We start from the raw sequence: 14,654 nt of genomic DNA, 5'->3' as shown, positions 1-14,654 counted from the left end.
ACTGTCAAGTTACACTGACAGTAAGCGACTCGGCAAGTGTAAACTATACTTGACGCACGCGCCAAAAGACGCGCTATGCCCAAGTTTTAAGGGAGATTTACTGGCCGTTCTTGTTCAAAAGCCCGTATTTGCGCAGTTTCACATAGAGTGACTGACGCGACAGGCCTAACATCTCGGCGGCTGCAACGCGGTTGTTATCCGTCAATTCTACGGCGGTTTCGATGCACATCTTCTCAACCACATCGGTGGTTGCTGCGACAATTTCTTTGAGGGGTGCGGAGCCCACCAAGTCCATCACATTGCGCATCGCATCATCACCTACAGGCGCGCCTGCAGGAAGCGGTGATCTTGGCTCGCGCACAACTTCCATTCGAGATGTGTCACGGATCACAAAGGCAAAACCGCCCATGGATTGACCCATCATATGGGTTGCAGAAATCTCGACCGAAAGCTCTGAGCCATAGCTGCCCTCAAGCCGCGTGGAATAAACTCGCATTTTCCCCGCGCGCGAGGCGTTGTCGATCAACACTTTCATGTCAACGCTGCCACGGATCAAAAACTCACTGAGGGACTTTCCGCGAATATCGCTCAGCCGCGCTGTATCGCAGAGGCCAAGGAACGCGTCATTCGCAGATTTTATGGTGCCGTGGTTATCTGTAAAGACAATCGCATCTGCACCATGTTGATAGAGGATTGCCATCGCCTCAGACAGCTCGGCAGCGATCACCTCAGAGGTGCCATCAAGTTCAATCCGGCAGAGCAATGTATTGTCGCCCGCAGCACGGAACAGCGATGGATAAAGCGATACAGATTTATTCTGTCGCTTGGTCGTGACAATCATCGGCCCACCGATGCTGTCACCTGCGCGCGCCACCAAGGTTTCGATGAATTCAACCCGCCGTTTGCCTTCAAATTCAGTGGCAAAGGTGGCGCCAGTTAGACTATCAGCCGTGCCACCCAGCGCCTGCGCGGCGGCGGTGTTAAGATCGGTGATCCGACCAGAATTCACATCCACCAAAATAAGCGCATCGCGCGCGGCTTCCATGATCACGCGGTAGCGTGTTTCGTAATCGCGGTGGGTTTCGTAATCTTTTTCAAGGGCAAGCTGTGCTTTGACCAAGCGGTGCTGCAATTCCGCAATTGGACGCAGATCGCGGCCAAGCATGAGAATAACATCATCCCGCCCCGTTTTGTGGAGCGTGTAGCGAATTGGGAATTCCCAACTGGCATTGTCGTAGTGATTGACCTCAATCGCTTCGACTTTGTTTTTCTTGCCGCCCCGATAGGCCTCGAGCTGTGCCTCTAGTTTGGATAGCGAATCTTCGGCCATGAATTCGCGAATATCGCGGTCTTTCCAATGGTCGAGACGGCCCAAACTGGGGTTCAGGGGATTGGTGATAACCGAACGCACAAGACCAGATGTGTCTAGCACAATCGCTAAATCCGCCGCAGTCGCGACAATATCGTTAAAATGCTCAGGCGCGATAGGCGAGCCTGCGGGCTGATCCCAAAAATCTGTTCCGCGCGTGTTCATACGACGTTCCGTCCGTTTCCGTTACCTGTTCTCGGTCGCATCGTTTCGTTCAGTGCCTTGCAACGCTTCGGCGGGCCCAACGTCTGTTTTTGTTAGCCCACAAAATTCAAGCGCAGCTTCGATATCAGCGGTCGCGAAGTCCGCCCCTGTGATGCCGACCGTATCGAGGCCAGAGTCAACAATAGACCCCCCCACGATGACGGGCGTTATACAAGGAACGCTCTGTTTTATTATTTCCACCAAATCCCTTACGGATGCAAGCGTTCGCCGTCCAGCCGCCGTTACACCTATCATGTCATACTTAAAACGCTTCACCCGCTCGGCAACCTGCCTTGCGTGTTGAGACACGGAAATATGAACATCGTAACCACGCCGTCTAAGCTGATCGGTAACAACAAATACACCGAGCGTATGATGCTCAGGATACGGAACAACCAATAGAATCGTGCCGCGGTTTTTGACAATTTCGTGGCGTTGCTGCGTGGTCAGTCCACGCACTGTTTCCTGCAATCGGGCCGAGCCGATGGAAACCTCGGCAAAGCTCAAACTGTCATTCGCCCATCGGAACCCCATCAAACGGGCGGTCGCTGGAATGACATAGTCAATGGTATCCTCGATGCTGACACCTTCTTGGGCCAGCTTGGTGAGGGCATCGTGACGATGCGCCTCTTCGGGCGAGATGAAAGCCTCTGATAAGGTTTCAAGGCGGCGCGCGAGGCCCTCGGGGGTGGGTGCTGATTGACGCGCCAAAACAGAAATCGCGGCCTTGGCCAGCGAAGTAATTTCTGCCTTGCGTTTTTCCGTCCCTTTGCGGGACGTAGTGTCACCGTCTTGGGTCATTCGGCTCCTCACCACCAACAAGACTGAAGAGAAGGCAGTCTTACTGGCCTGTGTTAAAAGATCGGGGCGATCTTTTTCCTTGTATTGGCCGCTATAGTCGCGGCCCGTCATCTGTCTGCCGCGTGTGTTGCACAACCGCTGCCCTGTCTCAAGGGCAGTTGTTTCGCCTGCAAGTGTCTCGCAAACGACCGCATCTGTCAAAGAAAATTGACAATTCCCTTGCGTCAACAAGCGCCAAAGCGCTGATGGGCGCCTTGGATGCAAAAAATATTGGGAAATTAGTGCTCGTGTCACAGGGCCATTACCCTTGCAAAACTGGCGACTGTCAAGTTCAAGACTGTAAGTTTTAATTGACACTTTACCCCTTTGAGGGCTAGCCTTTCCTTAATTGACAGACTGGAATCAAAGACAAATGCCATCGGATAGTCTGACAGCAAGCCCGTCACGCAAGCTTTACAGCGTGGATGAGCGCGCAAGGCGTGACGCAACCATCTGGACATTGGTTCAGGGGATTCTTGCGCCGATTCAGTTTGTTGTCTTTCTTGTATCGCTTGCGCTGGTCGGACGATTCTTGATCACGGGCGCGGGCTATGACCTCGCCACATATTCCATCATTGCCAAAACGGCGGTGCTTTTGACCATCATGGTGACAGGCGCGATTTGGGAAAAAGTGGTGTTTGGCCAATATCTTTTCGCCCCCGCATTCTTTTGGGAGGATGTGGTCAGCTTTCTCGTGATCGCATTGCATTTGGCCTATGTGGCGGCTTTGATCCAAGGGGTGCCTGCGGTTCAGCAAATGTGGACCGCGCTCGCGGCCTACGCGGCCTATGTAATCAACGCGGCGCAGTTCCTCTATAAGCTGCGCCAAGCGCGGCTGGAGGGGGACAGATGAACACCCCTGCACCAATCAAGGCCCAAAGCTGCGCCGATGCGCCCGTTCTAAAAGAGCGCGGACAGCGCGAGGTATTCTGCGGCCTCACGGGCATCATTTGGCTTCACCGTAAAATGCAGGATGCGTTTTTCCTCGTTGTCGGCAGCCGCACCTGCGCGCATCTTTTGCAATCTGCCGCGGGTGTGATGATTTTTGCTGAACCCCGTTTTGGCACAGCAATCCTCGAAGAAACCGATTTGGCGGGTATGGCAGATGCCAATGACGAATTGGATCGCGAGGTCGCACGGCTGTTGTCGCGCCGTCCCGATATCAAGCAGCTTTTCCTTGTGGGCTCGTGTCCTTCTGAGGTGATCAAGTTGGATCTCGCCCGCGCGGCCGAGCGTTTGACGACCGCCCACGCCCCCCATGTGCGGGTGCTGAATTATTCGGGCAGCGGGATTGAAACCACATTTACCCAAGGCGAGGATGCTTGCCTTGCCGCGATGGTGCCTGTTCTGAAGGAAAGCCAAGCACGGGAATTGGTCTTGGTTGGCGCCTTGCCCGATGTGGTCGAAGATCAGGCGATCACGCTTTTGTCGGAGATGGGCATTGGCCCGATCCGTGTTCTGCCGTCCTCGCGTGCTGAGGGTGCGCCTGAGATTGGTGAAAATACCGTCTTTGCCTGCCTCCAACCGTTTTTGGGCGACACGACAGCCGCACTTGAGCGGCGCGGCGCGCGGCGGATTACGGCGCCGTTTCCCTTTGGGGAGGAAGGCACAACCCTATGGCTGCGCGCCATCGCCGATGAGTTTAGCGTAGATGACGCCACATTTGCCCGTGTTACGGAGGCCCCCCGCGCACGCGCCCGTAAGGCCATTGAGAATGCAAGCGCGGCTTTGCGTGGGAAATCCGTGTTCTTCATGCCCGACAGCCAGTTGGAAATCCCACTTGCGCGTTTCTTGACCCGTGAATGTGGAATGGAGGCCGTTGAGATCGGCGCGCCCTATATCCATCGTGGCTTGGTTGGCCCTGATTTGGCGTTGATCCCTGAGGGGCCGCGCATTTCAGAAGGGCAGGATGTTGATGTCCAACTTGACCGCGTGCGCGCTGCGCGACCCGATTTGACGGTTTGCGGTCTGGGTTTGGCAAATCCCCTTGAGGCCGAAGGTCTGAGCACAAAATGGGCGATTGAGCTGGTCTTTACCCCCGTCCATTTCTACGAACAGGCGGGGGATTTGGCAGGGCTCTTTTCACGCCCCTTGCGCCGCCGCGCGATCCTCGAGCAGGGGGCCGCGCGATGAAATTGACCGTCTGGACATATGAAGGCCCACCCCATGTTGGTGCCATGCGTGTCGCGACCGCGATGCGCGGTCTGCATTATGTGCTGCACGCGCCGCAAGGTGATACCTATGCGGATTTGTTATTCACGATGATTGAGCGGCGCGACCACCGCCCGCCTGTCACATATACAACATTTGAGGGGCGCGACTTGGGCGCAGATACCGCGGGTATCTTCCGCGATACCTGCCGCGCGGCCTATGAGCGGTTTGTGCCTCAAGCCATGATTGTGGGGGCCTCTTGCACCGCGGAATTGATTCAAGATGATCCCGGTGGCTTGGCTGAAACCATGGGTCTGCCTATCCCTGTGATCCCATTGGAACTGCCGTCTTATCAGCGCAAAGAAAACTTCGGCACCGATGAGACGTTCTTTCAAATCGTAAAAGCCTTGGCCAAACCCATGCCGCGCAGTGCGGAGGTTTCGGTCAATCTTATTGGCCCCTTGGCGCTTGGGTTTCGGCATCGAGACGATATTGAAGAAATCAAACATCTTCTGACACAAATGGGCATTGCCGTGAATGTTGTTGCCCCATTTGGTGCAACGCCTGAGGATATCGCGCGATTGGGCGCGGCCCATGCCAATATCCTGATGTATCCTGAACATGCCGAGGCTGCGGCACGGCATCTTGAGCGGGTCTGCGATCAACCTTACACAAAAACTGTGCCGATTGGCGTAGGCGCGACCCATGATTTCGTGAATGAACTGGCTCAAATCTGCGGTGTAGAGCCACAAATCGACACAACCCGCCTGCGCCAACCTTGGTGGAGTAAGTCAGTCGATAGCACCTATCTGACCGGCAAGCGCGTGTTTCTATTCGGGGATGCGACCCATGTGCACGCCGCCGCCCGCATCGCCCGTGATGAGATGGGGTTCGAGGTGGTTGGGCTTGGCTGCTACAACCGCGAATTTGCCCGCCCCATCCGTGCTTTGGCCAAAGAGTTTGGTCTAGAGGCCCTGATCAGTGACGATTATCTTGCCGTTGAGCAAGCCATCGAAGAAGCCGCGCCCGAGATGATCCTTGGCACGCAGATGGAGCGCCATATCGGCAAGCGTTTGGGTATCCCCTGCGCCGTGATCTCGGCCCCGGTTCATGTGCAAGATTTCCCTGCCCGCTATTCGCCCCAGATGGGATGGGAAGGCGCAAATGTCATTTTCGATACATGGATTCACCCCCTTGTGATGGGTCTTGAGGAACATTTGCTGACCATGTTCCGCGAGGATTTCGAATTCCATGATGACGCAGGCGCCAGTCACCACGGGGGTAAGGCTGTGGCCCCCACTGCCCCTACGCCAGAGGTTCACGAGCGCGCACAAGACACGGGCTCCGATGTCATGGTTTGGCTCGCTTGTGCGGAAAAAGAATTGAAGAAAATCCCGTTCTTTGTGCGGGGTAAGGCCAAGCGGAATACCGAAAAATTCGCAGCCGAGCGCGGCATGTCTGAGATCAGCGTAGATACGCTTTATGAGGCGAAGGCCCATTATGCGCGGTGATGGCGATCATATCCCCGGCTATCGCGTGGTCATTGTCACGTTGGATAGCCACGCGGCAGGCCCTGCCGCCCGCGTCAGCGAACGGTTGTCGGGCGAGTTTCCAGGGCTGTCTGTCTCCGTCCATGCCAGTGCCGAATGGGCCGAAAACCCCGCCGCCTTGGAAGAGGCGCGTTTGGCTGTGCGCCATGGCGATATCATTGTTGCCAATCTTTTGTTCATTGAGGAACATATCACCGCAATCTTGCCCGACTTGCAGGCCCGCCGTGATGCCTGTGATGCGATGATTGGGGTGATCTCGGCTAAAGAGGTCGTATCGCTGACCCGTATGGGCGAGTTGGATATGCTCAAGCCCGCCTCAGGCGCGATGAAGCTTTTGAAAAAGCTGCGTGGCTCATCCAAACCAAACGCGAATTCTGGGCATAAGCAGATGACTATGCTGCGCCGATTGCCGAAAATTCTGCGCTTTATTCCCGGCAAGGCGCAGGATTTGCGCGCATGGTTTTTGACGATGCAATATTGGTTGGGTGGCTCGGATGATAATGTCGAGCAAATGATCCGCTTCTTGGTGGGTCGCTATTCCAGCCAATCTGATCTCCATGGCGCAGAGGCTGAAGCGCCGATTGATTACCCAGAACTTGGGCTCTATCACCCTGACTTGCCGCATAATGGCATCACCACCGATCTTGCTGATTTGCCCCAGCCTGAAAATCCGATTGCGACAGTCGGCTTGTTGATGATGCGCTCTTACATTCTGGCGTCTGACACCGCCCATTATGATGGCGTGATCCGTCAAATGCAGGCCGCAGGTTTGGCCGTGGTTCCCGCCTTTGCGGGTGGGTTGGATGGCCGTCCTGCAATTTCCGAGTATTTCACGAATGATCGCGTGGATGCGATGGTGTCGTTGACGGGCTTTAGCCTCATTGGTGGCCCTGCCTATAATGACAGCGCGGCGGCGGTTGAGGTGCTGCGCGATCTCGATCTGCCCTATATCGCGGCGCATCCGATTGAATTTCAGACATTGGGCCAATGGGCCGCATCAGGTGGCGGGCTTGGCCCAGTTGAGACTACGATGCTGGTTGCGCTGCCCGAGATTGATGGCGCAACAAATCCCACTGTTTTTGGTGGTCGCCATGGTGCGGAAGGCTGCCAAGGGTGCAGCCATATGTGCCAAGCCAGTGCCTGTCAAAAGGCGATGGCCCCGTGCCATGAGCGTATCGCGTCATTGGTTGAAAAAACCGCACGTCTGGCGGTTTTGCGGCGTAAGGCGAACCGCGACAAACGGATTTCGGTTGTTCTCTTTGGTTTTCCGCCCAATGCGGGCGCTGTGGGCACCGCGGCCTATCTCAGTGTCTTTGAAAGTCTCTATAACACACTTTCGACCCTGAAATCCGAAGGCTATCGGGTCGACCTACCCGCTTCGGTCGATGATCTGCGCGCAGCGGTTCTCAAGGGCAACTCGGCGCAATATGGGCAAGAGGCCAATGTAGCCGATATTGTTGATGCAGACACGATCTTACGCAACACACCCCCCTTGGCTGCGATTGAGGCGGCCTGGGGCCCCGCGCCTGGTAAGGTGCAGTCAAACGGCCGCGGTGTGTTCATTTTAGGCGCCCATTTCGGCAATGTCTTTGTCGGTGTGCAGCCCACCTTTGGCTATGAAGGTGATCCAATGCGCCTGTTGTTTGAGACAGGTTTTGCGCCCACCCATGCCTTTGCGCAATTTTATCTTTGGTTGCGCAACACGTTTAAGACAGATGCGATTTTGCATTTTGGCATGCATGGCGCGCTTGAGTTCATGCCTGGAAAACAGGCGGGGCTTGGCGCGCGTGATTGGCCTGATCGTTTAATTGGCGAAGTGCCGAACATTTATCTTTACGCGTCAAATAACCCGTCCGAGGCAACTTTGGCCAAGCGGCGCTCTAATGCCGTTACAGTCACGCATTTGACCCCGCCTTTGGCGGCTTCGGGTCTGTATAAGGGCCTGTCCGAGCTAAAAGACAGCCTGTCGCGCTATCGCAGTCTTGCCCCTGATGCGCATGAGCGTGCCGACCTTGCCGCGCTGATTGCGATGCAGGCCGAAGTGGTTGATTTGGATGGCAGCGACCCCGATCATCTGTGGTTGACCCTGCTTGAAACGGAAACGGCGCTGATCCCAGACGGCTTGCATGTCATGGGCCGCTCCATGGGGGATGCGGAGCGGGCCGAACATTTGCGCGTGATGGCCGAAACAGACCCTGAAACGCTGGCTCGGGTCGATCAATTGCTGCGAGAGGATCACGAATTGCCTGCGCTGATGCGCGCCCTATCGGCGCGTTATATCGCGCCTGTTGCAGGTGGCGACCTCATCCGCAGCCCTGATGTTTTGCCAACGGGGCGCAATATTCACGCCTTTGACCCGTTCCGTATGCCCACCGCGTTTGCGATGCAGGACGGTGCGAAACAAGCGCAGCGTTTGCTCGATGCGGTGGGTGATTTACCCCGTTCGGTGGCGATTGTTCTTTGGGGGTCTGATAACATTAAATCTGATGGTGGGCCGATTGCGCAGGCGATGGCGCTCATGGGTGCTGCCCCCCGATTTGATGGATATGGGCGCCTCTGCGGGGCTGATTTGATCCCGCTTGCCGAATTGGGCCGTCCGCGTATTGATGTTGTGATGACGCTGTCGGGTATCTTCCGCGACCTTCTCCCCCTTCAGACACGGATGTTGGCAGAAGCGGCCTATAAGGCCGCAACGGCGGATGAGCCTTGCGCAGAAAATTTCATCCGCGCCCATGCCCTCGATTATGCGCAGAAAATGGGCTGCGATATCGAAGACGCTGCCTTGCGCGTGTTCTCAAATGCCGAAGGGGCCTATGGGTCGAATGTCAACGCCTTGGTCGATAGTGGCGCATGGGGTGAAGAGGACGAACTGGCCGATGCCTATGAGGCCCGCAAAAGTTTTGCCTATGGCCGTGACGGGAAAGCCAAGAAAAACGCAAGCCTCCTTCAGGCCGCTTTGGGCGATGTTGATTTGGCCTATCAGAACCTTGAATCGGTCGAATTGGGGGTCACCACGGTTGATCACTACTTCGACACTTTGGGCGGCATTTCGCGTGCTGTTAAACGCGCAAAAGGCAGCGATGCGCCCGTGTTCATCGGCGATCAAACCCGCGGTGCGGGCATCGTGCGCAGCCTGCAAGACCAAGTGGCGCTTGAGACGCGGTCGCGCAGTCTGAACCCGAAATGGTTCGAAGGGATGTTGAAACACGGCCACGAAGGCGTGCGCCAGATTGAAGCGCAAGTGACCAACACACTTGGGTGGTCGGCGACCACAGGACAGGTCGAGCCTTGGGTGTATCAACGCCTGTCCGAAACATTTGTGTTGGATGAAGAGATGCGGCGGCGTTTGTCGGCGCTGAACCCGCAGGCTTCTGTGCGGATGGCAAACCGCCTTCTTGAGGCGTTTGAACGCAATTACTGGCAGCCCGATGATGAAACTTTGGCCGCGCTTCAGGCCAGTGCCGATGAGTTGGAAGACCGACTCGAAGGCCTGGATGTTGCAGCGGAATAGGAGAGACCACGATGCTTGACCATAAAAATCCCCCAGCCGCCCGCGCGAACGCGCGAGAGGCCGAAGGACTGGCCAAGCGGGGCTTGGCCACCCCCCCAATTTTGCGCAAGGGCGAGGATGGGGATGGCTCTGTGCAGGTGCATCAGGATGCAAGCCTGAAGATCGAAGGCGCGCAGGTCTTTGCGGTTTATGGCAAGGGTGGGATTGGCAAATCCACAACCTCCTCAAACCTATCTGCTGCGTTCAGCAAATTGGGCAAGCGTGTTCTGCAAATCGGCTGTGATCCAAAACATGACAGCACATTTACCCTGACGGGGCATTTGCAGCCGACTGTGATTGATATCTTGAAGGATGTCGATTTTCACGCCGAAGAACTGCGCCCCGAGGATTTCGTGACCACGGGTTACAATGGCGTGATGTGTGTCGAGGCGGGCGGCCCCCCCGCTGGCACGGGCTGCGGCGGTTATGTTGTGGGTCAAACAGTGAAACTGCTGAAACAGCACCACATGTTAGACGATACGGATGTCGTCTTGTTTGATGTTCTAGGCGATGTGGTCTGCGGCGGTTTTGCAGCCCCTTTGCAGCACGCAGATCGTGCCTTGATCGTCACAGCGAATGATTTTGACAGTATCTATGCGATGAACCGCATCATTGCGGCAGTGCAGGCCAAATCCAAGAATTACAACGTCCGCCTTGCGGGGTGTGTCGCGAACCGCTCGCGCGACACCGATGAGGTGGATCGTTACTGTTCAGAGGTCGGGTTCCGCCGCATTGGCCATATGCCTGATGTGGATGCCATTCGCCGTTCCCGCCTCAAGAAAAAGACACTGTTCGAGATGCCCGATGACGAGGATATCGTGCAATGCCGTGCAGAATATATCCGTTTGGCTGAAACGCTTTGGGCTGGCACAGAACCACTTGCGCCTGAACCCTTGGAGGATCGGCGTATCTTCGAATTGCTAGGGTTTGATTGATGGTCGCAACGCCGACATATGGCGCGACCCGCGCCCGTGTTGAAGAATATTTCGACAGAACCGCCACCAAAACATGGGAGCGGCTGACCTCGGATGCGCCTGTCTCGCGCGTGCGCCAAACTGTGCGCGAAGGGCGTGATCAGATGCGCGCGATAATGCTTGGGCAATTGCCTGAGGATTTGACGGGATTGCGCATTTTGGATGCGGGCTGTGGTGCGGGGCAGATGACCGCTGAACTGGCTGCGCGGGGTGCATATGTAGTCGCGATTGATATCTCGCCCTCTTTGGTTGAAATCGCGAAAAAGCGCCTTCCAGAAACTTTGCAATCTCAGGTCGAGTTCCGCGCAGGCGATATGCTGTCCCCTGATTTAGGCAGCTTTGATCATGTGATCGCGATGGACTCGATGATCTATTACGAGGCGCCAGATTTGGGCCGCGCCTTGGCGCAGCTCTGTCCGCGCGTTTCTGGTAAGGTGGTGTTCACTGTTGCGCCGCGCACAGCGTTTCTAATGGCCTTTTGGGGTTTAGGAAAATTGTTCCCGCGCTCAGATCGCTCGCCTATGATGATCCCGCACACGGCAAAATATTTGCGTCATCATACGTCACAAACAGGGGCAACAGGCTCGATTTCCGAGGTCGCGCGGGTCTCGCGCGGGTTTTATATCTCCTCTTGTTTGGAGTATGTGAAATGAGCGCCTTGTCTCGCATCTCCACAAAATTCTTGCCCTTTGCAGATGCCGCGAGTGACGCATTGCCTTTGGCACAATTGCTACGCTTGTCCCTGTTTCAGATCTCGGTTGGGATGGCGGGGGTCATGCTTTTGGGCACGCTGAACCGCGTGATGATCGTAGAGCTGTCATTGCCTGCAACATTGGTGGCGATCATGGTCGCCTTGCCTGTGTTGATTGCGCCGTTTCGTGCCTTTTTGGGTCACAAATCGGATCACCATCGCAGCGCGTTGGGGTGGAAGCGGATACCTTATTTGTGGTTTGGCACGCTGTGGCAGTTTGGTGGTCTCGCGATCATGCCTGCAAGCCTGTTGGTTTTGGGCGGTGATGTTGTGCACGAGTTACCCTTTGCGGGTGAGGTTCTTGCGGGGCTTGCCTTTGTCATGACGGGGTTGGGGATGCATATGACCCAAACCGCAGGGCTTGCTTTGGCTGCAGATCGCGCGACCGAGGACACACGGCCACGGGTCGTGGCGTTGCTCTATGTCATGTATTTGGTGGGCATGGCGATTTCAGCCCTCGTGATTGGCTGGCTGCTGCGCGATTTCTCGGGCTTGACCCTGATCCGTGTCGTGCAAGGCGCGGCTGTTGCGACCTTGGTTCTGAATATGATTGCCCTTTGGAAGCAGGAAAGAGTCCGCTTGATGACCAGGGCCGAGCGGGAAGAGCCTGCGCCAAGTTTTGGCGATGCATGGCGCGATTTTGCGCGCGGTGGCCCTGCGGGCAGGCTTTTGGTTGTGGTGTTCCTTGGCACCATGGCCTTCAACATGCAGGATGTCTTGCTCGAACCTTATGGCGGCGAAATCCTTGGGTTGAGCGTATCGAAAACAACGCTTTTGACCGCGATATGGTCAGCGGGGGCCTTGGTTGGTTTCGCGTTGGCCGCGCGGTGGCTGTCAGATGGCATCAACCCCTATCGGATGGGCGCGCGCGGGATATTGGCGGGGCTTGCCGCGTTTTCCGCTGTGATTTTTGCAAATCCGATGGCGTCTGAATTTATGTTCTTCTTGGGCGCCTGCCTCATTGGTTTTGGCGGCGGCTTGTTTTCAGTTTCAATGCTCACCGCCGCAATGACCATGCCCGCCGAGGGCAGCGCGGGCCGTGGCTTGGCGCTTGGCGCATGGGGCGCGGCTCAGGCAACGGCCGCAGGTTTGTCCATCGCAATCGGGGGTAGCCTGCGTGACACAATTAACCAGATCGCCATCTCTGGCGGCTTGGGCGAGGCGTTGAATAGCCCCGCCACGGGCTATTCGGTCGTCTATCATTTTGAAATTTTGCTTCTGTTTTTCACCCTTGTCGCTTTGGGCCCGCTTGTGCGGACGCAAAGCACATACTCGCGCGGGGAGGCCGGCAAGATCGGGCTCGCCGACCTGCCCACGTAACCGCCGAACCTAGGAGGATAAAATCCATGGAAAATGCATTTTTCGGCAATTTTGATCTGGCCAGCCTGTCTATATGGCTGTTTTGGATCTTCTTCGCCCTACTGATTTACTATCTGCAAACTGAAAATATGCGGGAAGGTTATCCGCTGGAAAATGATGATGGCAGCGTTGCCGCCAATCAGGGGCCTTTTCCTTTGCCAAAGGAAAAGACGTTCAAACTGATGCATGGCCGCGGTGAAGTCACTGTTCCAGGCAAGGATGTGCAAGCGCGTGACAATCTGGCCCTGCGTCAGACCAATGCTGCGAATGGCTATCCGTTTGAGCCCACTGGCGATCCAATGGTTGATGGTGTTGGCCCTGCAAGCTGGGCAAAGCGCCGTGACCTGCCCGAATTGGACGGCCATGGTCATCCGAAAATTGTCCCTATGGGGCAGATGGACGATTACCGCGTTTCAGCGGGTCGTGATCCGCGTGGCCTTACAGTTATCGCGGGGGATGGCGCTGCAGCAGGCACTGTGACTGATATGTGGGTCGATGCGCCCGAGCAATTGGTGCGGTATCTTGAGGTTGAAGTTGCTGACGGAACCGCCCGCTTGGTTCCGATCCAGATAGCCAAGATCAAATCTGACCGCGTTGTCGTCAATTCGATCTTTGCAGAGCATTTCACTAAAGTCCCTGTCACCAAGTCACCCAATCAAGTGACCTTGCTTGAGGAAGATAAAATCTCAGGCTTCTTCGGTGGCGGCACGCTCTACGCCTCCCAAGAGCGGACAGACCCGCTTTTGTAATTTCTTACCACCTCTAAAGGAGGACGACCCATGCCACATGACGACTTTCAGACCGAGCCTGTTCGTGGTTTGCCCGAAAAGCCCCCTGCTGGAGAAGAAATTCTTTGGCAGGGCGCACCCCATTGGTTTGCTCTGGCGAAAGATGCGCTGAGTTTCTGGTGGGTCGTTGGATATTTCCTATTCCTCTTCGCTTGGCGCACCACATCTGGGGCGGCCGTCACCTCATGGGCCGACAGTGCGATTGCTGCATCCTTCTTCTTGGTGCTTGGCGCGATTGTGGCGGTTCTGCTTTTAGGTGTGGCCTATGTCCAAGCCAAAGCAACGGTTTACACCATCACAAACCGCCGTGTTGCCATGCGGATTGGTGCGGCTTTGACGATGACGTTGAACCTGCCCTACCGTCAGGTGGCCAATGCGAATTTGGGATTGCGCAAGGATGGGACTGGCACGATTGCCTTGGAATTGATGCCATCCAATGTGCGGTTATCCTATTTGAATACATGGCCCCATGTGAGGCCATGGGTGATGAAAAACACCCAACCTGCGTTGCGTTGCATTCCTGATGCGCAAAACGTGGCTGCGGTCCTGTCTGAGGCGGCAGAAACCGTGGTCAGCCAACCCGTTGTCAAACGTGATCCTGCGCCAAGTGGCGCGGTTGCGGCAGAATAAGGGGGATCTGATTATGGCAATGAGCCCTGAAGATAAACTGGTCGAACGTGACCGCGAAATGGTGCCCAAGGTTCTGGTGCGCGCAATGTTTGTGCTGTGCATGAGCGTTCTTGTCATCGTGACCTATGCCAAGCTGACGGATCGCCCGCTCGCGGCAATGCCCCCATCCGCGGATGAACTGCCCGTTGTGGAGGAGCGGTTGATCCAGATTTTCGGCTCTATGGATGGATCAGCACGCGTGATGGATACCGAAGGCAATGTGATTGTCACCTTGAGCAAAGAGGAAGGTGGCTTTGTCGCGGGGATTTATCGCGTGCTTGAACGCCGCCGCGGCGCTGTTGGCGCATCTGGCAGCGATCCAATCCGTTTAGTTCGGATGGCCGATGGCCGCCTCGCCCTACGCGATGATCTGACGGATTTCCGCACCGAGCTTTATGGCTTTGGCGCGGATAACGAGCGGGTTTTTGCCCGCATCATGGAGGAATGAC

12 protein-coding genes are annotated in these 14,654 nt (G+C 56.0%); 10 read left to right on the top strand and 2 right to left on the bottom strand.

What is annotated here, in order from left to right; genetic code table 11:
• Positions 1–97: 97 nt before the first annotated feature.
• Both ppsR and AAC632_RS03280 read right to left on the bottom strand, forming a co-directional pair.
• The gene (ppsR, locus tag AAC632_RS03285) at positions 98–1,534 is read right to left on the bottom strand and encodes a transcriptional regulator PpsR (protein ID WP_340298147.1); all 1,437 of its coding nucleotides are present in this window, start codon (positions 1,532–1,534) and stop codon (positions 98–100) included.
• A 21-nt stretch (positions 1,535–1,555) separates the two neighbouring features.
• Positions 1,556–2,575 carry a cobalamin B12-binding domain-containing protein gene (locus tag AAC632_RS03280; protein WP_340298148.1) on the bottom strand — a complete coding sequence of 340 codons (1,020 nt, stop codon included), beginning with the start codon at positions 2,573–2,575 and terminating at the stop codon, positions 1,556–1,558.
• A 211-nt stretch (positions 2,576–2,786) separates the two neighbouring features.
• On the opposite strand from AAC632_RS03280, the gene bchF reads away from it, so the two are divergent.
• Genes bchF through puhC form a run of 10 tightly spaced genes read left to right on the top strand, consistent with a single transcriptional unit; the run spans position 2,787 to position 14,653 of the window.
• Positions 2,787–3,266, top strand: coding sequence for a 2-vinyl bacteriochlorophyllide hydratase (gene bchF / locus AAC632_RS03275; protein ID WP_340298150.1), 480 nt, complete (start codon positions 2,787–2,789; stop codon positions 3,264–3,266).
• Positions 3,263–4,546, top strand: coding sequence for a ferredoxin:protochlorophyllide reductase (ATP-dependent) subunit N (locus tag AAC632_RS03270; protein ID WP_340298152.1), 1,284 nt, complete (start codon positions 3,263–3,265; stop codon positions 4,544–4,546). Before bchF ends, AAC632_RS03270 begins: the two co-directional genes overlap by 4 nt.
• Complete coding sequence (gene bchB / locus AAC632_RS03265) at positions 4,543–6,075, top strand: ferredoxin:protochlorophyllide reductase (ATP-dependent) subunit B (protein ID WP_340298153.1); 1,533 nt, start codon at positions 4,543–4,545, stop codon at positions 6,073–6,075. Before AAC632_RS03270 ends, bchB begins: the two co-directional genes overlap by 4 nt.
• Positions 6,065–9,625, top strand: a complete 3,561-nt coding sequence (locus AAC632_RS03260) for a magnesium chelatase subunit H (protein WP_340298155.1) — start codon at positions 6,065–6,067, stop codon at positions 9,623–9,625. Before bchB ends, AAC632_RS03260 begins: the two co-directional genes overlap by 11 nt.
• A gap of 11 nt (positions 9,626–9,636) precedes the next feature.
• The gene (bchL, locus tag AAC632_RS03255; RefSeq protein WP_317657109.1) at positions 9,637–10,599 is read left to right on the top strand and encodes a ferredoxin:protochlorophyllide reductase (ATP-dependent) iron-sulfur ATP-binding protein; all 963 of its coding nucleotides are present in this window, start codon (positions 9,637–9,639) and stop codon (positions 10,597–10,599) included.
• Positions 10,599–11,291, top strand: a complete 693-nt coding sequence (gene bchM, locus AAC632_RS03250; RefSeq protein ID WP_340298156.1) for a magnesium protoporphyrin IX methyltransferase — start codon at positions 10,599–10,601, stop codon at positions 11,289–11,291. Before bchL ends, bchM begins: the two co-directional genes overlap by 1 nt.
• A complete protein-coding gene (locus AAC632_RS03245) occupies positions 11,288–12,709 on the top strand; it encodes a PucC family protein (RefSeq protein ID WP_340298157.1) in 1,422 nt (473 codons plus the stop codon). Before bchM ends, AAC632_RS03245 begins: the two co-directional genes overlap by 4 nt.
• Before the next feature lie 26 nt (positions 12,710–12,735).
• A complete protein-coding gene (puhA, locus tag AAC632_RS03240) occupies positions 12,736–13,497 on the top strand; it encodes a photosynthetic reaction center subunit H (RefSeq protein ID WP_340298159.1) in 762 nt (253 codons plus the stop codon).
• Between the two features lie 30 nt (positions 13,498–13,527).
• Positions 13,528–14,166 carry a photosynthetic complex putative assembly protein PuhB gene (gene puhB, locus AAC632_RS03235; protein WP_340298160.1) on the top strand — a complete coding sequence of 213 codons (639 nt, stop codon included), beginning with the start codon at positions 13,528–13,530 and terminating at the stop codon, positions 14,164–14,166.
• A gap of 13 nt (positions 14,167–14,179) precedes the next feature.
• Positions 14,180–14,653 carry a photosynthetic complex assembly protein PuhC gene (gene puhC, locus AAC632_RS03230; RefSeq protein ID WP_340243912.1) on the top strand — a complete coding sequence of 158 codons (474 nt, stop codon included), beginning with the start codon at positions 14,180–14,182 and terminating at the stop codon, positions 14,651–14,653.
• Position 14,654 lies beyond the last annotated feature (1 nt).

It is taken from the genome of Roseobacter sp. HKCC-CH-9351 (genome assembly GCF_037830295.1).
Taxonomy (GTDB): domain Bacteria; phylum Pseudomonadota; class Alphaproteobacteria; order Rhodobacterales; family Rhodobacteraceae; genus M30B80.
The sequence above is the reverse complement of the archived record's forward strand: the minus strand, read 5'-3'. Positions and strand labels throughout refer to the sequence as shown.